General features: G+C 41.8%; 16 protein-coding genes. 5 read left to right on the forward strand and 11 right to left on the reverse strand.

Features of this window, described 5'->3' with window-relative positions; all coding sequences use genetic code 11:
- Positions 1-8 precede the first annotated feature (8 nt).
- Positions 9-398 carry a hypothetical protein gene (locus J4526_05830; GenBank protein WFO74600.1) on the reverse strand — a complete coding sequence of 130 codons (390 nt, stop codon included), beginning with the start codon at positions 396-398 and terminating at the stop codon, positions 9-11.
- A gap of 65 nt (positions 399-463) precedes the next feature.
- Entirely contained in the window at positions 464-2,137 is a 1,674-nt protein-coding gene (locus J4526_05835) for an ABC-ATPase domain-containing protein (protein WFO74601.1), read from the reverse strand.
- Positions 2,138-2,407: 270 nt separating this feature from the next.
- Here J4526_05835 and J4526_05840 point away from each other — a divergent pair, with 270 nt between their 5' ends.
- The 5 genes from J4526_05840 to fdhF all read left to right on the forward strand — a co-directional run bounded on the left by J4526_05840 (position 2,408) and on the right by fdhF (position 9,212).
- Positions 2,408-3,847: an MATE family efflux transporter gene (locus J4526_05840; protein ID WFO74602.1), complete on the forward strand. Its 1,440-nt coding sequence runs from the start codon at positions 2,408-2,410 to the stop codon at positions 3,845-3,847.
- Positions 3,848-3,941: 94 nt separating this feature from the next.
- Positions 3,942-4,937, forward strand: coding sequence for a radical SAM protein (locus tag J4526_05845; GenBank protein WFO74603.1), 996 nt, complete (start codon positions 3,942-3,944; stop codon positions 4,935-4,937).
- Between the two features lie 302 nt (positions 4,938-5,239).
- Complete coding sequence (locus J4526_05850) at positions 5,240-5,848, forward strand: hypothetical protein (GenBank protein ID WFO74604.1); 609 nt, start codon at positions 5,240-5,242, stop codon at positions 5,846-5,848.
- Between the two features lie 178 nt (positions 5,849-6,026).
- Positions 6,027-7,109 carry a Coenzyme F420 hydrogenase/dehydrogenase, beta subunit C-terminal domain gene (locus J4526_05855; protein ID WFO74605.1) on the forward strand — a complete coding sequence of 361 codons (1,083 nt, stop codon included), beginning with the start codon at positions 6,027-6,029 and terminating at the stop codon, positions 7,107-7,109.
- A gap of 3 nt (positions 7,110-7,112) precedes the next feature.
- Positions 7,113-9,212, forward strand: coding sequence for a formate dehydrogenase subunit alpha (gene fdhF / locus J4526_05860; GenBank protein ID WFO74606.1), 2,100 nt, complete (start codon positions 7,113-7,115; stop codon positions 9,210-9,212).
- Positions 9,213-9,300: 88 nt separating this feature from the next.
- Here fdhF and J4526_05865 read toward each other — a convergent pair whose 3' ends face one another.
- The 9 genes from J4526_05865 to J4526_05905 form a co-directional block, all read right to left on the reverse strand.
- Complete coding sequence (locus tag J4526_05865; protein ID WFO74607.1) at positions 9,301-10,293, reverse strand: formate/nitrite transporter family protein; 993 nt, start codon at positions 10,291-10,293, stop codon at positions 9,301-9,303.
- A 131-nt stretch (positions 10,294-10,424) separates the two neighbouring features.
- Positions 10,425-11,051 carry a molybdenum cofactor guanylyltransferase MobA gene (gene mobA, locus J4526_05870; protein WFO74608.1) on the reverse strand — a complete coding sequence of 209 codons (627 nt, stop codon included), beginning with the start codon at positions 11,049-11,051 and terminating at the stop codon, positions 10,425-10,427.
- Complete coding sequence (locus J4526_05875) at positions 11,048-11,359, reverse strand: hypothetical protein (protein ID WFO74609.1); 312 nt, start codon at positions 11,357-11,359, stop codon at positions 11,048-11,050. The genes mobA and J4526_05875 overlap by 4 nt, the downstream gene beginning before the upstream one ends.
- Positions 11,322-12,104, reverse strand: a complete 783-nt coding sequence (locus tag J4526_05880) for an NADH-quinone oxidoreductase subunit B family protein (GenBank protein WFO74610.1) — start codon at positions 12,102-12,104, stop codon at positions 11,322-11,324. Before J4526_05880 ends, J4526_05875 begins: the two co-directional genes overlap by 38 nt.
- Positions 12,097-12,597, reverse strand: coding sequence for a 4Fe-4S binding protein (locus J4526_05885; protein ID WFO74611.1), 501 nt, complete (start codon positions 12,595-12,597; stop codon positions 12,097-12,099). The genes J4526_05880 and J4526_05885 overlap by 8 nt, the downstream gene beginning before the upstream one ends.
- Positions 12,598-12,602: 5 nt before the next feature.
- The gene (locus tag J4526_05890; protein WFO74612.1) at positions 12,603-14,285 is read right to left on the reverse strand and encodes an NADH-quinone oxidoreductase subunit C; all 1,683 of its coding nucleotides are present in this window, start codon (positions 14,283-14,285) and stop codon (positions 12,603-12,605) included.
- A gap of 3 nt (positions 14,286-14,288) precedes the next feature.
- Positions 14,289-15,206 carry an NADH-quinone oxidoreductase subunit H gene (locus tag J4526_05895; GenBank protein WFO74613.1) on the reverse strand — a complete coding sequence of 306 codons (918 nt, stop codon included), beginning with the start codon at positions 15,204-15,206 and terminating at the stop codon, positions 14,289-14,291.
- A 9-nt stretch (positions 15,207-15,215) separates the two neighbouring features.
- Positions 15,216-17,387 (reverse strand): hypothetical protein, encoded by a 2,172-nt coding sequence (locus J4526_05900; GenBank protein ID WFO74614.1) that lies wholly within the window; start codon positions 17,385-17,387, stop codon positions 15,216-15,218.
- Positions 17,381-18,700, reverse strand: coding sequence for a hypothetical protein (locus tag J4526_05905; protein ID WFO74615.1), 1,320 nt, complete (start codon positions 18,698-18,700; stop codon positions 17,381-17,383). The genes J4526_05900 and J4526_05905 overlap by 7 nt, the downstream gene beginning before the upstream one ends.
- Between the last annotated feature and the right edge of the window lies 1 nt (position 18,701).

An 18,701-nucleotide genomic window follows, 5' to 3' on the forward strand; every position in this document is an offset into this window, starting at 1 on the left:
TAAATAGTTTAGAAGCCTATGATTCTTGTTCTTGGCATTCTTATTTCTGGATACAATCCTTTTAACAGTATTATTATCTTCTTGTGTGCCTCCGGAGTCGTCATGTTTGTTATTGCTGTACCTGACTCCCTATAGATCTCTAGTATGTATTCCTCGTTGTCGATAGTGTTTACACGTAGGTATGCCATGTCTAGTAGCTGGTTTTCGTACAATAGTTTTCCTGTAGCAACACTTAGTTCTCTTATTTCTGTGCCTAGAGTTTTCGAAATTATTTCTTTTAGATCATTTATTGGTGTGTTCTTGAGTTTTTCTACTATAACACCTATTTCTTGGTCTTCGAACTGGATTACACTATAAGTGCGTGCAAGATCCTTAAAGCCATAGGTACTAAGCTTCATGTTCAAACCACACTCTTAGAATGGTACTTGTGTTTAGCAATGTAAAAACTTATCGTACAACTTTTCTATTGTTTAAATACTGCTCTTGGGATTCTGTTTAGAACCCAGTATACATCAAACCCACTTACCATCGTTAAATCAGGTGGTATAGGTCTCGTAAATGCTTTGAACCCTTTCTCTTCAAGAGTCTTATCTATGTACTCTATGAGTTCTCTGGAAGAATATTTGACATTATTCTTCGCGAAATACTCTATTATCTGTGCTATCATCTTTACTTGTCCTGTTTCCACAATGCGGTCATAACCATTCAGATCTAGTTCAAATTGTTCACCATTAACATAGGTTATTTTTATCTTGTATCCGCGTGCTTTTACTTTCTTTACTCCCTTGATACCGTGGAATACACGTCTTCTAGGAGGGTTATAGCCGGCTTCAATGCTTGTTTCTTGGAAGAATTTCTTGGCCTCCATGGTTATGTCTCTGGGCTCAAAATTCTCCATCACAATTATTTTGTCGGCAGCTGGTATGAATGCTGATGAAGCACTAGCTATTACCACGAGACTGCATTTTGTTTTGTTGTAGAAACTCTTTGCCTGGACAGATAATGGTTTAATTGGCTCAAGCCTTATTATCTTGGCCATGACATGGTCTTTGAACAGCAGGTTTGTAGCACTAGTATCCTCATCGATCAGTATTGCCTCGCACCCGGCTTCAACAGCCTCACTTATTGATGAAGCCATACTTGTCGATCCGCTAGCATCGAGACTAGAATAGCAAGTGGTGTCCCTACCCCCGGGTAGCTTATCGAGAAAACTAGTTATATCGACACAATGTACAATCCTTCCATCCTCGGCTTTTACGATAATAGTGTTCTTCCTTGTTACAACAAACTCTCTGCCGTCGCCCTTAATGTGGCTATAGATCCCATCTTGTATTGCCTCGAGAAGAGTTGTTTTGCCGTGGTAACCTCCTCCAGTAATGAGGAAGACGCCTTCGGGTATAGCCATGCCACTTATTCTTCTACCACTTGGCAACGTGATTGTTTTTCGTAGACTTTCTGGAGTCTTGAATCTCACGGCATTAAGCATTGGTTTCTCGGATAAACTAGATTCTCTAGGCAATATACTGTCATCGGCGACGAAGGCAATATAACCGTTCTTCTTAAGCCAGTCTCTCAAGTATTCCTGGTCAATAAATATACTGATGTGTTCTTTGATCTCATTTAAACGGTTTTTCAAGGAAACAATGCTTCTGAGGACAAGCTCTATCTTATCAATAATTAAGTCTATGGCTTCTCCTCCAAGAATCTTCCTGCCACGAGCAGGTAAGCCAACGTGGAACCTCAGGATAAGAGACCCATTATCGTCTATTTCAACACATGAGCGCTTAAGTATCCTTGGGCTAGGCTTGGGTACACCCAGATAACAACTATTTCCAGTGCCACATTTACGTCTATGGCTTTTGAGTATGGCATAGAGTTTCCTTGCAATATAATCAGACAAAGCTATGGATTCTCTTCCATGAAGCCACCTGCTTGGAAACCCATGTACACTCTTTGGTATAACGACTTCAAACCATGAAGGAGGAGCGAAAGGATCCCCCTGAATTCTAGTAAAGTAACCCGTGGCAAGCCCATAATCAATTATAAGACCCTTGAGTCTTTTGTAAGCCTTATAGCCCCTCCAATTAATCTTACTAATAATGTCGTAAAGCTCGCCGATAGTAACTTTCGTAACCATATGTCTCTTCCTCTACTGAACTATAGTACCGTACATAGAATACCATATTGGGGAACAAGTTAATATTGAGTAAATGAACAGCAATAACTCTTATTTAATGCTCGGCTAAGCAGGTTGGTTCATGGAAACTGGTCGGTTTCCAGTGAAATCACTGCTAAACCAATTGATTTTGCAAGAAAAATACTTGTACTATAGCACGCCATCGCGTATATTCGTGAGAATATATTTATACCCAATATATTCTTTGTAAATATATTGTGTGAACGTGGAATGAAAATAGCTGGTACCAGAGGCTATAGCGAGTATCGTGAGAGGATCCTTAATGGCCCTATTCTTCGTACGATGTTATGGCTAGCTTGGCCTATTATTGTCGCTAATATTATTGGTATATCGTATAATCTTATCGATGCTTTCTGGCTTGGTAAGATTGGTAAAGAGGCTTTTGGTGCGCCCACGGTTTCTTGGCCTATGATAATGCTTTTCTATTCACTAGGATTCGGCTATGTGTCAGCTGGTATTGCTCTTGTCACACAGTATCTTGGTGCCGGAGACAAGGATATGGCTGAAAAGAGTGCTAGTATGCTTATGTTCTTTGCTCTAATCATGGCGTTAGTTATGAGTATTGCTGGTATAGTAGCTTCCCCCGTGATATTAATGCTTATGGGTGTTCCCGAGGACATTTATCCTCTTGCTGTAAGCTATGCTTTCGTCATATTTGCTGGTATACCAGCTACTTTTACTGGTTTCGTATTCAACATTATAGCTAATTCTATAGGTGATACAAGGACTCCAACTTTCTTCAACATAATATCTGTTATAGCGAATATTGTTCTTGACCCGATAATGATTTTTGGATGGTTTGGTTTCCCAAGGCTAGGCGTTGTTGGTGCAGCTCTTGCGACAGTGCTATCGAGAATGATTGTGGCTGGAGCTGGTGTATACTACTTATTCTACAAGGGGTTTCATGGCATAAAGATAAAGAGAGAGTACATGGGTATTGAGAAGTGGTGGCTTAAGAAAATATTTCATATAGGAACGCCCTTGGCGATCCAGAGATCCGGTAACTCGCTCGGCTTTACTGTGATGACGTCATTTGTATCACAATTTGGGTCAGTGGTTGTAGCAGCATATGGTCTAGCTATAAGAGTTATAGACGTAATCCAAGCCTTCACATGGGGTCTTATGAGGGCAACATCGATTATGATTGGACAGAATATTGGCGCAGAAAACTATGGTAGAGCGAGAGAGATCGCTAGAATAGCGATCACGTATACTTTCCTTGTACTATTCATAGGAGCAGTATTCATATACATTGGTCGTGCTCAATTAATATCGTTCTTTATAGAAGACCCTAATGTAATCGCGGAAGGCTCGAGACTCATAGAGATTTTCATATGGTCAATACCGTTCTTCGGCGTATTCTTTATAGGAAGCGCTATAGCCAGCGGATCGGGTCATACTAAAGTATTTGCGGTAATAGCGATACTAAGGCTATGGGGTCTCCGTATAGGATTCTCGATACTATTGGCATTCATTATGGGTATGGGGCCTATTGGAATATGGATAGCTATGACAATAAGCAATATTGTTGCAGGTATTCTCTCGCTCTACTGGATGTCGAGAGGAACATGGCTTAAGAGAGTAATACAAGTACCTGTCCAACCAGCTACAACAACAGGAGGGTTTATGGGGGAGAAGCGGGAAAAATAAACGCTCTTTTCTCACTCCAAGGGCCATGATGTTGCTATAATATGGGTTATACATACATTATCTTCTAGGATAAGGGTGTGGAGCGGTGGATGTGATGGCTATCAAGATGCCGTCAACGATCATATGGATCTTTACCACGAGGTGCAACTTGTCTTGCAGGCATTGTTATGCATATAGACTTGGAGTCCATGGCGAGCTTAGTAGAGACGAGAAACTGCGTCTCGTTGATGTCTTTGCTGATAATGGTGTAAAATACATTGGTTTATCAGGTGGCGAGCCATTGATTCATCCTGATACGAGAAGCATTATTGAGAGGATAGGGTTCCATGGGATCGAAGCGGGAATGGTGACTAACGGTATTGTATGGAACAACCATGTCATTGAGGCTATTAAGAGACATGATGTTTTCCTGTACGTGAGCCTTGATGGGCCGAAAGAACTTCATGAAGCTGTTAGGGGGAACGGTACTTTTGATCGTATTCTAGAGTTTATTAAGAGACTCCAAGACAATGGTATTGATTACGCTCTTGTCATGGCGATTAATAACATGAATTACAAGTATGCCGATTATATTGTGGAACTTGGAGTGAAATATGGAGCAAATCATGTAGCCATAATACCAGTGATGCCCTCTGGTAAAGCACGTGTAAACAAGATGTATGTTACTAGAGAAAACTACATTAATGCGATAGAGATCGTTGACAAGAAGTCGGATGAGCTAGGCTATCCAGTAGCTCTTTGGTGTACACCATTCGCACCATTGATAACTAAGTCGAAGTATGTACATAGCTATTACTGTAGAACATATGATGTGCTAGACATAGATCCGGCCGGGAACATGCTTGCATGTGATGTAATAGACTATAGGGCTGGGAATCTAAGAAATAAAGACTTTAAGGAGGCATGGAGAGAGTACACATTAGACCCCGTAATAAAATCAATTGTTGAACCCCAAAGCCTTCCTCAAGCATGCAGGAAATGTCCTTTGGTGACACAATGTAGGGGAGGATGTTTTGCGAGATCATATCTGGTCTACGGAGATTACAACAAAGGAGATCCATTATGTCCTCGCATGAAAAGAATATTGTAAGTAATGGTTTTACACTAGAGGCCTAGACGTGAAGAGATCTTGACTACTTATAAACAATTTTATTAGATTTATGGTCGCACCTAGGGAGTTCCACCTCGCCCATAACCCTCTATATTGCATAGCATGTACTCTCAAAATTTAATAGTAATATAGTTCCATGTAATATAATAACTGAATAAATATTGAAACATATAGTCTTAGGGTGGCAAATAGTGCATCAGCGACAATTTTGTTCCTCACGTGCTATCTTGGTTATTATGGTATGGATTTGGATGTTCTTAGGTAGTATGGTGACCATCTTATTGATAGCTTACATCAAGGGTGTATCAATGAACTTCAATGAAATCATTAACATGCTTAATAATGAGCCTTACTTAGCATCTTACGCTGAAGTTGTTGGTATGGGAGGTTTACCCTTGGTTTTCACGTTGTTTTGTAAAGATGAACCTCAGATATATGGTTTAAGGAGGGAAGGTATGTTAATGAGCCTAGCATTATCTCTTCCATTAATAGCTATTAATATTCTCGCAAGAATACTCTATGGGAGCCCAAGGTTTGAGAGCTTTAATCTCTTATTCCCGTATAATATCTGGTATGCTTTCTTGGGAGTTTTTGCATACGGCCCCTTGGAGGTATTCTTTGTTATATGGCTTATTGTTAATACTGATCTTGTATTTAAAAGTATAGGGAAAGTCTTTTCGCCAGGATTACTAATTACAGTACTTGTTTTTGGTTTATCACATATAGTTCTTTCACCTCAAGGAGGAATAGTAAATGCTATTAGTGTAACAATTACGTGGCTGATCTTAGGTCTAGTATTTAAGTATACAAAGAACTCTATAGGACCTATGATTGCATGGACGCTTATTAACGGGCAGGTATTTTATCTTTTAATTGGTTGTCTAAGTTAAGTGTACATTATCTTTCAATACTTCTTGTATTCTCGAGTTGATGTCGTTTATACTATTCGTTGATATGTTATTTTACTTCGGCAAATTTAATTATATAATAAGATAATGCTAATAGACTTGAGGCACGTAAAATCCGTAGTTGCTTACATAAGTTTTTGCCTATTGTGTGGTGTTATGTATGAGTAAAGGTATTGAAATCGGGAAACATTATTACATGAGGGCAACCGATAAGAAGCTACTTGAGTCATCTTGTTGTGGTGGAGTGGTTTCTGCTGTATTAAAGTATTTACTTGAGAAACATATTGTGGACACTGTTATAAGCATTAAGAGAGACAGGATTCTTGGCGGAGAACCTGTTTTCATAAGTGATCCCTATAGGGTCTATGATGTAGCAGGGGCTTTTACTATAGCTCCGATAAACATGGCTAAACTCCTTAGAGACTATATTAAGCCTGGTGAGCGTGTTGCATTAACTCTTAAGCCTTGTGAAGCTAAAGCCGTAGAATATCTTGTTTCACGTGGGTTGTTTAAGAGAGATGACATGGTGTTAATAGGGCTTAACTGTGGTGGATTATTTGACCCGTTTTCTTTGAGAGAGAGCTTGCTTGGAATGAATATTGATCCTAAAGAGCTTGTCTCTATAAAGTATATGGAGGATCATATAGAGTTTATTCTCACTGGTAATAGGAAGATCAAGGTTAACTACGTTGAAGGTGCAAGGATTCTCGGGTATAGAGAGGCTTGTAGGAGATGTGGTAGCCCAGTACCAGAGAATGTTGACATAATATGTGGGTACTGGGGTTTACTGCCGGGCTACGAGAAATATACTTATACTATTCCTTCGACGAGCAGGGGTGCGGAAATTCTTGACTCAATGGCTAGAGAAGGCTTACTGGAGGTAATAGAGGCTCCCAGGAAGGGTGTTGAGCTTAGAAACAAGCTTATTGAAGTAATTAAGAAATCTGCTATGGTTACGAGAGAGGAGGAGTTTAAGGAGCTTGATAGGATTGGTTTAGAGAATATCTTATCGAAATGCCTCTTGTGTCTTGAGTGTTGGCATGCATGCCCTATTAGGTCTGAGAAAGAAGTACTTGTATGGAAGAAGAGTGTTGGACCTGTTCTCTGGCAGGTAAGCATCATCACGTACATGTACGATAAATGTGTTGAATGTGGTTCTTGTGAAGACGTGTGTCCTATGAAGATCCCGTTCTCCTTGATCATACAGAGGATCAAGAGTCTTAGAGAGGAGCTGGGTGTGTAGACTATGGAGTCCAAACTAAGAATGGTGCCAACAATATGCCCGTTCTGTGGAGCAGGATGTGGACTATACTTAGTCGTCAGAGACGGTGTTGTCGTTGGTGCTGAAAGAATATTCGAACACCCTGTTTCAGCCGGCGTACTCTGTCCCAAGGGAGTCTATGCATGGAAAATAATAGGCCACCCCGATAGGCTCAAAACACCTTTAATGAGGACGGGCAGGGGCTTCAGGCCTGTAAGCTGGAAGGAGGCAATAAGAGTCATTGCGGAGAGGCTCAAGGAGATCGCTAAGGATGACCCGATGCAAGTATACTTCCTGGCCTCAGCCAAGTGCACTAATGAAGAAAACTATTTGCTCCAGAAAATAGCTAGGACAATAGTTAAGACAAACAATATAGACCATTGTGCCAGGTTATGTCATTCGCCAACCGTTGCTGCTCTAGCAAGATCTCTTGGCTCGGCAGCAATGACTAATCCTATAAGCGATGTATCCAACGCTAGAACATTATTTATAATAGGTTATAACCCGGCCGAGACACACCCAGCTATATTCAGGTTTATAGCCGAGGCTAAGCGGAAGTATGCTCCTGCATTAACCAGAGTACTTGCTTCAAGGTATGCTCTAGGATTCATAGAGACTAGGTTCAAGATGATTGTTGCCGACCCAAGGAAGACTATGACGGCGAGACAAGCTGATATACATTTGCAGCACAAGCCTGGCACCGATCTATACTTAATTAACGCAATGATAAAGACGATTATAGATCATGACCTCGTTGACAAGGAGTTCATAGAGAAGAGAACCAAGGGCTATGAAGAACTAGTTGAGAGCCTTAAGGATTTTGATGTAGAGTATGCCTCCAGAATAACGGGTGTACCCAAGGATCTTATCGAGAAAGCAGCGATAATCTATGCTACAAACAAGCCATCCACAATATACTATGGAATGGGTGTTACACAGCACCGTAATGGTACAGCAATAGTGCAAGCACTAGTCAACTTGGCGTTGATAACAGGTAATATAGGAAAACCTGGCGCCGGGATATGTCCTGCCCGTGGTCAGAACAATGTCCAAGGAGCATGTGATATGGGTGCGCTACCAGACTTCTTCCCTGGATACAGGCGTGTCAATGAAGAGAATGCTAGGGAGCTAGAGAAGCTATGGGGTACTGAGGTACCTGGGTGGAAAGGGCTTTTCTCTACAGAGATGTGGAATGAGGCTTTACTCGGTAAAATAAGGATGCTTTATATCATGGGAGAAAACCCGCTGTTAGCTGAGCCAGGGTACTACAGAGTATTAAGGGCTATAAAGAAAATAGAGTTTATTGTAGTACAAGACATTTTCTTAACGGAAACAGCCGAGCATGCCGATATAGTTCTTCCAGCAGGATTGTGGGCGGAGAAAACTGGTACAATGACTAACACGGAGAGAAGAGTACAATTAATAAAGAAAATTGTTGAGCCGCCGGGTGAGGCTAAGCCTGACCTAGAGATACTGTTTATGCTCCTCAAAGAATTAGGCTACGAGGTACCTTATAGTGGTCCAGAGGATGTATTCGAGGAGATACGTAGAGTAGTGCCAACATATCGTGGAATAAGTTATGCTAGACTCAAAGAGAGTAAATATGGTATCCAGTGGCCTTGCCCCAGCGAAGATCATCCAGGTACCCCGATCCTGCATACAGAGAAGTTCCCAACACCAGATGGGAGAGCTAAGATAATACCTACTAGACCCGAGATAACAGTTAGGACAACCGAAGACTACCCGTTCATCCTTATAAATGGTAGGTTGATAACACACTACAATACAGGGACTATGACACGAAGGATCTTGGAGTTAATGCTTAAAGACGGCTCAAGTCTACTCTACGTATCACCCGAAGATGCTGAAGAACTTGGTCTATCTGATGAAGATATTGTTGAACTTGAAACACCGTATGGTAGAGAGAAAATAATGGTAAAGATCTCGGTTGAAGTACCTAAAGGAGTACTGTTCATACCAAACCACTTCACGAACCCGCCAGTGAACACTCTTGCAGGAGACATCATAGATCCTGAGTCGGGTATACCGGAGTACAAGGGGATACCTGCAAGAATAAACAAGTAAAGAAACAATTGTTGAGAATAACGCTGGCGGTATTTTTATTAAAAAATATTTTGTTATTTAGACACCAGCAACTATTGCATCTATTGTTTTACCACTTATACGTTAAATATGCTAGTATTATACCATAGATACCATATACAACTGGGAATAACCATAGGGCAGCGCCTTGTACAAGAGTTTCTATGGCGTATGCTATGCCTAGTGGTATTAGAAGCATTAGGACGACGAATATTAGCAGTAATACTGTGTAATCTATTATCTCTTTTGCAGGGTTCTCGCTGTATCCAAGGTACCAGTAATAGAATGCTACAAAGAGCCAGCCTCCTATAGCGTTTCCTATGGATACCGGGATTATGTTGTTGAAGTAGTCTATCCATGTAATACCATGGTTGCTGAGGAATATCCCTGTCGGTATAGCCCACATATTAGCTACACTGTGTTCGAACCCTATTGCTACGAAAGCGAATATGGGGAACCAGATTGCAAGGATTTTGCCGGCGGAATCTTTTGTCCTCACTGCAAGCCATATGGCTACGTTTACAAGCCAGTTACAGCCTACACCTAGCCAGAATGCTTTCCATGGCGTCAACCCTACTTTGTACTTGGCAATAGCTTCTGTGACTTGGCCAAAGATGTTTTCTGGAGTAAACAATCCTGTAGCATATGTTGCTAGGAATGCCAGGAAGACACTGCCTATGAAACATCCTGTGTATGATGTAACCCAGTTGTATAGTACCCTCTTAAAACTGATCTTGTTGAGCATCTTTGCAAGTGGCACGATCTGGCAGTTGCCGGTCCAGAGATCGGCTCCTCCGATTACTACTGCTATTAGGCCCACTGGGAATACTGCTCCAAGAAGTATCTTGAAGATTGTTAGGTACCACTGTTGTCCATCATGGAACATTGGATGGAATCCTGCTGAAGCAGTAATTGCTAACATGAAACCGAAAGCAATGTATGCTCCTGCCGCAAAGCCTGCTAATAGAAGCTTTGAAGGACGAACACTACCCTTGGCCTTTCCGACGTTGCTGAGAGCCTCTATAGTATCCTTTACCCCGTAGAGTACTGGTTCTTCTTTCAAACAGATAACACCTCGATCAACTTTTTTGAGGTTATTTAACACGTTAATTATATTTTTTCATAATCTTTTAAGAGACTCGAATAATTTATGTCATAAAATACAATGTCATATATACAATAACTCGGCAGACACTATTTCTGGAAACCATGAGGCAATTCTGACAAGATTATATTGATTATACGCTCTAAGTCACTCCTAGTATTCACGTTGTAAACACTTGATTTATATTCGGAAGGCTTGTCGTCAAGAACTATCTTATACACCTTGTTGCCCAATAGTCTGAGGATTTGTTGTATTGAAAAAATATTGTTGTTAATACAGTCTCTGATAGGGCCAAGTATATCTCTCGTATAAACTGCATGTAAGGGCTCTAAGTATCCGTTCCTCCAAGCTGGTACGTAGGCTAGATACTTATGTCTATGTAGCTTATAGAGCTCTATAATATGATCTATGAATGTTGGGTTGAGGAGAGGCATATCAGCAGCTACAATAAATACGTCGCCCAGCTTTTCCAGAGAAATAAGGATTCCTCCTATGGGCCCGATCAATAAATGGTCTACAATAACGTTTTTAACACCAAGAAAATGAAGAAGATGAACTCTGTCAGGTGAAGTTATAACATGGACTTCCTCAATAAGTCTTGATCTCGATAGCTTATCTAATACATAAAGTATCATTGGCTTGCCGTTGATTCTATAGAATATTTTGTCTCCTTTAAAACGCCTTGATGGACCCCCTGCCAAGACAACAGCTCTCAACTTCTTTCATCCACACATTCCTTTATTACAATAAAGGTATCGTCATTTATTTTGTCAAGGATTTTCTCTAGAACCAAGCGGTCTTCTTCGCGGATGTCTTCTAGAGGAATAAGAGGGATCTTCTTGTAGTCTATGACTAGCTCCTCGTCTCGACTATAGTTTAATGCTTGACGTATCAGCTCTACGGTGTCCTCGCTAATCCTACCTACTTCTTCTAATGCAGCAACTTCACCTAAAAAATGATCTAGTACGTATGCTTGGTAGGGTACTTCAAGCAATGTTAATTTTAGAAGGCACCATTTCTTCATAACGTCTTCTAACCCTCCAATACTCTTTTTCAAGAAACCTAATACAGAATCTTATTCTTGAATCGCTTACCTTTCTACAATATTCTTCAACAAGATTATGGAGTACAGCTTCTTCATTATCTGTATCCTTCGCTTTTTCAACAAGCTTCATGAAATCCTCTAGGATAGCATCTCTATCAAAGTAGCCAACGATTTTTCTTAGGGAACAACGGAGATCTAGCTTTATCCTCTCCTCTATTGTTATGTTCTCTGGTAATGTAATTGATTCTTCTTCCTCTCTCTGATACTCTTGTTTGACACGTTTTTCAACAATGCCTTTTAGTAGAGCTAAACCATAGAGTATTTCCTCTGGTCTCGGTGGACAGCCTGGGATGTATATGTCCACTGGAAGAATTTCTTCAATACCACCTCTCCTAGGATACTCCAGTGTATCCCTCGGCGATACACGATATATTGAGTAGCTATCATAGAATATTCCTCCACTACAAGCACATGTGCCAACAGCTATTACTATTCTTGGGCTAGGAGGCATTGCTTCATACGCTCTCTTAGCAGCGTAAACACATTGTCTTGTTAGAGGCCCTGTTACCAAGAGGGCATGTGCATGCCTGGGAGAGCCAACGAGTTTCACACCTAGGCGCTCGACATCATAATATGGTGTGAATATGTCGAGAACCTCTATGTCGCATCCATTACATGCTCCTGTATTGAGGTGGAATACCCATATAGACTTCAGCTTACTCATATGGTAAGACACCTCCTTGTTCAACAATTTTGTTTATAGTAGCTTTCTTCCTACACTCTTTGCATAGTAAAATCTGCTCGAGAACAGATTCCCTATCAAGGATCGTGCTGGGGAGTATTGTTAGTGCCTTGTTTACCTGTCTTACAGTATAGTCGCAGTATCTTCCACATACACTACATTTAGCCAGTCTTAGTTCAACTACTTGTAGTAGATCATTTTTGTCGTTGGTAGCAAGCTCGTATTCTTGTGTAAGCTTTATGGCTCCTGTAGGGCATACTTCCTCGCATCTAGCACATCTTATACATCTTGATACATCCAATATGATCTTCCGGTAGCCCTTGACTGTATCATCTATGACAAGTATAGCGTCTGGAGGGCAAACACGTGAGCATGCTCCGCATCCTATACATAAGCTTGGGTCAATCCTTGGTTTTCCTCTATATTCTTTGGGTGCAGGACTAGGTTCATAGGGGTATCTTAATGTGACACTCACTATACTCACACCTCCATGCTTTTTCTTCTTGACATGTAAACGAGTTCTTTTTCACTATACACTCTCTTGCTCTTGTCACGAACATCTATGACAATGACTCTCTCTGTGCAAGAATAGCATGGGTCTATGCTCGCGATTATGAGGGGTGCATCAGCAACAGTATAGCCTATAAGCATGTCCCGTGCAGCAGGGAGATTATTGTATGTTGCAGCTCTGATCCTGTACCTGTATACTCTATTACCGGGGCCTGACATCACATAGTGTACATTCTCTCCACGTGGTGCCTCTGTGTAGCCTAGAGCCTCCTTGTAGGCAGGTATCTCGTCGGGTTCTTCTAGTATCGGGCCTTTGGGTAGCTTGTCTAGTGCTTGTTCTATTATCCATATGCTCTCATAGACTTCTTCTATTCTAACCATGGCACGAGCTAGTACGTCGCCCTCGGTGTAGACTGGTACTTTGAAGTCAAGCTCCTTATAGGCGGCATACGGATGATCTTTCCTAACATCGATTTTCCTACCAGAACCCCTAGCTAATGGGCCTACTGTACACCATTTCCTAGCTAGGTCAAGGGGTAGGATGCCTACGTCCTTACATCTTTTTATAAACGATCTTGTTGAAGTGATTAAGTTGACTAGGTTCTTGAACTCTTTCTTGAGCTCGGTGATACACTTGTTGATTTCTTCTATCCTGTAGTCGAGGAAGTCTCTTCTCACACCACCAACAAGGTTTATACCATAAGTCTTTCTGTTGCCTGTGAGTTTTTCTGCCAGCCACATTACTTTCTCACGGATCCTCCAGGAGTGCATGAACCCGAGGTCGAATCCTAGTAGGTGGCATGCAACACCAATCCATAGTAAGTGACTGTGGAGTCTCTCTATTTCGAGCATTATAGTTCTTATGTACTCTGCTCTCTCGGGAACAGTTACTCCAGCTATGGCTTCCACTGCCTGGCAATACGCTGTACTGTGAGTGCATCCACATATACCGCATACCCTTTCCGCTATGAAGCATACCTGGTTGTAGGTGAGTCTTGTCTCGCTAAGCTTCTCTATGCCGCGATGCGAGTAGAATCCACGATAATCCACATCAACTATCTCCTCTCCCTTCACAAACAACCTAAAGTGCGCGGGCTCATCTAGGGAGACGTGGTAGGGGCCAAAGGGGACGATTAGGTAGTCTTTCTTCTCCTTATAGGGGTACTTTCTCTCGGAGATAGGGCTCTTGTTGTAGGGGAAGTCTTTCCTCAATGGATACACGTCGTCGGGCCAGTCGTCAGGTAACACAAGTCTCCTTGGGTCAGGGTGGCCCACAGGCTTCAAGCCAAGGAGGTCAAGTACTTCTCTCTCATACCACTCTGCTCCCTTGAGGTATGGTGTTATAGACGGGAATGAAGGATCTTTCTCGTCTACACGGGTTCTAAGCCCTATGAAGAGGTCTTCCTCGCCAGCATTAACGCTGAACCAGTATGTTATACTGAAGCCCCGTCCTAGAGGACGTTCATCATTACCCACCATTATTGACAATTGTGGTTCACTGCCACCTAGTTCTTCAACAAATAACTTCACGGCTTTGGGGAGGATGGTTTTGTCGATAACGATGACGAACTGATTCGGTGTTACCTGCTTAACCTCCTTGACGTTTTCTCCAAGAGCTTTAACCAGTTTGTCTACACGACTTGTCCACTGCATCTTCTACCACCCCGTTGCGGCTATGGCGAGTATAACGAGTCCTGCAATAAACACCTTGGAGTTAAGCTTGATCACATCTCTTATTCTGCTTCTAGCCGAGTATGCTTCGAGCATTGTGTAGATCGTGTAGATGAGTAGTATAGAAGCAAACTGCATCAGCAGTACTATAGCCCATGTGGCCAGGCCTGCTTGTACTGCAAAGAATCTCGTGAACGGGAGTACTATGGTGCTTGACAGAAACCATAGGAGAGTAAATTTCTTAATCAATAACGCGTACTTGAAGAGCCCTAGTAGAGCACCATTATACTCTACAAGAGGTCCTTCAAGGATCTCTGTTTCAGCTTCAGCTATATCGAAGGGTATGAACCCTGATTCTACGTAGATAACATATGCTAGTATAGGATATATGAGTAGTAGTGATGGTTTTAGGGTTAGGTTGCTGAGTATACCATAAATGTTGAGCGACATAGTGTTTAGTGCAAGGACGCCGAAGACAACACCTATTATAGGCTCGGTTGTCAGGATGAGCATCATTTCTCTATTAGCGCCAATGTTTGCATATGGGTTATTGACGCTGAAACCAGCGATCATTAGTGATATAGATACCATGGCTAAAGTATAGATGAAGACGAATACATCGGCTGTGAAACTCAGTATGCTTGTTGTTCCATATGGTAGTATAAGGGCTGCTGTTACAGCTGATGCAAAGGCTATACATGGAGCTAGTGTAAAGGCAAGTCTTTGTCCAACAATCACGGGCTTTATCTTTAACAGCGAGACAAGATCGTACCATGTCTGCATTATCGATGGACCGACCCTATAGTGTAGCGACGCCTTGATCTTTCTACCGAGACCATCTATTAGTGGTGGCACAGTGAAAATCATTACAAGCGGTATTAGTGCCAGGAAATACGTGTACATGACTCTCCATCACCCACCCCATTTGATTATTACTAATAATGCTATTAGCGCCAACAAGAAGATCATGAAAGCCGATAAAATACAGTAAAATACCAAATTATACTTCCTACCCCTGAATATAACCAGGGATTTCCTGATGAAGTCTACTAGAGGCATCCAAAGCATTTCATCGATGTATATATCGCCTTTAACCAGTCTATGGTAAATCCTTGGTATAAAGTAAATGGTTCCACTAATCCTTTCAGAGAACTTGTGTAATGCACATAGGATCCTTCTATAGCCAACACATATCCTAGGAGCACGCTTTAGCTTATCTGCTTCAGCAAGCAGCACTCTAAGAGACTCCTCGTATCCACCAAACAGTGTGTTCTTAGCCTTGGACAAACCATTATGTAGTTCTTCACCGAAAGCATAGAGAGGCTCGATAGACTCCTCGAAATCACCATAGTAATACTTTGCCTTAAGCTTGGTTTGTGCAACAGGAGCCTCGACACCACATAGCCATGAACCAGTGGTTCCCGGCACTCTTAGTGATGCTACATATACTACTGTAATAGTGGTTAAGACAAGTATCGTTATGGCCAATGTTATTGGCGAGAAGAATGATGGATACAACGGGCTACTCCACGGTGGTATGAACTGTATCACCAAGTAACTATAGGACACATAGTCGACTAGACTTGCTAGATCTAATCCTATTGACGAAGCACCTATACCTAATAGTACTGGAAGCACTATTGATGGAGTAACTCCTAGTACTACACATAGGATTGACAGGAAGTTTTGTGCAAAATTCATAGTCAACGGGACTTCCCTAGCCTCCTTTGTTACCTCATTTAGTTCGCCGCCGAAGGCGGTTGTATAGAACTTTATGAATGATGCCAATGTTGCAGCACTTATAAAGAGGGCCATGATACCACAGAATATTATGTACGCGTTGTTTGAAAGGAATGTAGCTTGGTAAATCATCCACTTCGATATAAACCCGTTTAGAGGAGGAACACCTGCTATAGCGAGCGCGGCAATGATTGTTGCTAGTGCTGTAAACGGCATGTTCTTGGCTAGACCACCGAGTCTATTGAGGTCACGTGTATGCACTCTATAAAGAATAGATCCAGCTGCAAGGAAGAGCGCTCCTTTGAATAACGCGTGGTTCAGGAGATGGAATAAACCTGCTGCAAGAGCTATTACGCCGAAGACTCTATACGGATCGCCTAGTGACAAGAATATTATGCCTACGCCAACACCCAGCCATATATAACCCATTTGTCCCACGCTATGGTATGCAAGCAGTCGTTTTCCATCCGTTTGTTTGAGCGCATATAATGTACCTACTGTAAGCGTTATAGTACCCATGGTAGCGATTATGTAGCCGTACAAGGTGTTATAGGGCATCATGAAACATGTTGTCCTGATGAGACCATAGACCGCTACCTTGATCATTGCTCCCGAGAGGAGGGCTGATGCATTGCTTGGTGCAGCTGGATGGGCGTCGGGTAGCCAGAAGTGGAATGGTACTACACCAGCTTTACTACCAAACCCCAGTAGGAACAGGAAGTAGAGAACAGGGTTGACTCCGGCAATACTACGTAGCACTACTATGTCTAGTGTCCTATAGGTGTCATAGACAGTTATTACCGCTAGCAATAATGGTAGTGTGCTGAGTATGTGCATTGTGATGAAGTACTTTCTGCCAGTCTCTCTAACGCTATCGTTATCGTACTCCCATGTTATCAACAAGTAAGATGCTAGTGTCATAACTTCCCAGAAGAATATGAAGTACAGAAGATTCCTAGAGATAACTACTAGCACCATGGATAAGATGAACGTGTTATGAATAGCGCCATAAAGCCAGTTGATGCTAAGTCTCCTATAGTGCTCCATGTACTGTGGAGTATAGACCAGCGTAGCAAAGCCGAGTAAGCTTAGCACTATTAGTAATAGTATTGACAGGAAGTCTATGTAGATAGGTATATTGAATACAATGGCTTCAATAACCGTGTTATTGGCGGCGACTAGTATACAAAAAACTAGGAGAAATATTGATGCTATAGCGCCGAGCATACTAGATACTATGAGTGCTTTCTTTGATGATTTGTAGAGTATGAAACCAGCTAGTATACCAGCTACGAATAACATTATCGAGTATTCTAGTACCTTTACGGGTACAGGGACTACCATAGCTTCCAAACACCGCCCTTCATTATTAGTGATACTAGTGGGTAAGAGAGCATGGAGAGTATGAGGAGCATTATGATGGGAGCTGATATACTGAGAGGAAGTTTCCTCTTCGCCTCAGGAGAACCCTTGCTTAGAATGAATGTATGGATAATGTTTAGGAATACTATGAATACGAAACACCATATTATGGCGAGGAATCCGCCGAGCCAGTTATTGTAGTGGAACACCTTAAGTACAACGTATAGTTTTGCTAGGAATAAATTAAATGGTGGTACTCCTTCGAGAGCTAGTATAGAGAATATTGTGAGGAATGCTAGTGGTTTACATGTATTCACCATACCCTTGATTTCACTAAGGTTTCTTGTTCCATATACGTAGATTATTCCTCCTGATGAAAGGAATGCTGCTGCTTTAGCTAGTCCATGACATAGTACGTAGAGTCCTAGAGGCAAAGCAATGTCCGTGATGTCTTTTGATACTAGTACAATAAGCATCATCCATCCAGAGTTCTCTATAGTAGACCAGGCGAACAATCTCTTGACATCGAATTGAAGAGGATAAGTTAAGAGTGCTGCTACTATGTTCATGAAAGCCATTATGTATGCAACCAGGGTTATCCATGGGGTTATCGGGAATGCCGATAAGCTGAATACTCGTACGATACCGTAGATACCTAGCTCCACCATCGCACCAGATAGCAATGCCGATACTGGTGATGGCGCTGCTGGATGGGCTTCTGGTAGCCAGAAATGCATCGGGAAGAGACCAGCCTTAGTGGCGAACCCTATTAGCGCTAGTAATGTTATGTAGATACAGAACTTGCTGTAGCTTGTGAAATCGAAGCTACTTGTAGACATATAAATCAATGCTACCATGAGGAACAAAGGTAGTGCATTAAGTATATGCATTGCGACGAAGTACATCCACCCTGTTCTGAGCACTTTCTCGTCGGCATAGTCATATATTATGAGGAAGTATGAGGAGAGAGTCATTATCTCCCAGAAGAACAGGAATAATATCCAGTTCCTCGAGGCAGGTATTACTACCATAGAGAGTATGAATATTAGCATAAGACCATAATATGGTATTAATGGATGAGTGTTCTTGTATAATTCTAAGTATCTATGTGAAGCCCATATACATGCTATTCCTAGTATACATGTGTTTACTATGAAGAACAGCGATAGTGTATCGATGGCTAGCTTTATACCATACAGCTCTATGGTGGAGCCTGTAAAGTAGATATAGAGGGATGTGAGGAGTGCTGTAATACATACGAGGATGCATATAAGGGGTTTTAGAAAGCTAGACAAG

The sequence above is a fragment of the Desulfurococcaceae archaeon MEX13E-LK6-19 genome (assembly GCA_029637525.1).
In the GTDB taxonomy this organism is placed as follows: Archaea; Thermoproteota; Thermoprotei_A; order Sulfolobales; family Desulfurococcaceae; genus MEX13ELK6-19.

Bases quoted from the DNA above. Each gene is read 5' to 3' on its own strand.
- J4526_05890 (WFO74612.1), bottom strand. From the start codon at position 14,285: ATGCAGTGGACAAGTCGTGTAGACAAACTGGTTAAAGCTCTTGGAGAA.
- J4526_05845 (WFO74603.1), top strand. From the start codon at position 3,942: ATGGCTATCAAGATGCCGTCAACGATCATATGGATCTTTACCACGAGG.
- J4526_05840 (WFO74602.1), top strand. From the start codon at position 2,408: ATGAAAATAGCTGGTACCAGAGGCTATAGCGAGTATCGTGAGAGGATC.
- J4526_05895 (WFO74613.1), bottom strand. From the start codon at position 15,206: ATGTACACGTATTTCCTGGCACTAATACCGCTTGTAATGATTTTCACT.
- fdhF (WFO74606.1), top strand. From the start codon at position 7,113: ATGGAGTCCAAACTAAGAATGGTGCCAACAATATGCCCGTTCTGTGGA.
- J4526_05880 (WFO74610.1), bottom strand. From the start codon at position 12,104: ATGAGTAAGCTGAAGTCTATATGGGTATTCCACCTCAATACAGGAGCA.
- J4526_05900 (WFO74614.1), bottom strand. From the start codon at position 17,387: ATGGTAGTCCCTGTACCCGTAAAGGTACTAGAATACTCGATAATGTTA.
- J4526_05830 (WFO74600.1), bottom strand. From the start codon at position 398: ATGAAGCTTAGTACCTATGGCTTTAAGGATCTTGCACGCACTTATAGT.
- J4526_05875 (WFO74609.1), bottom strand. From the start codon at position 11,359: ATGAAGAAATGGTGCCTTCTAAAATTAACATTGCTTGAAGTACCCTAC.
- J4526_05835 (WFO74601.1), bottom strand. From the start codon at position 2,137: ATGGTTACGAAAGTTACTATCGGCGAGCTTTACGACATTATTAGTAAG.
- J4526_05855 (WFO74605.1), top strand. From the start codon at position 6,027: ATGAGTAAAGGTATTGAAATCGGGAAACATTATTACATGAGGGCAACC.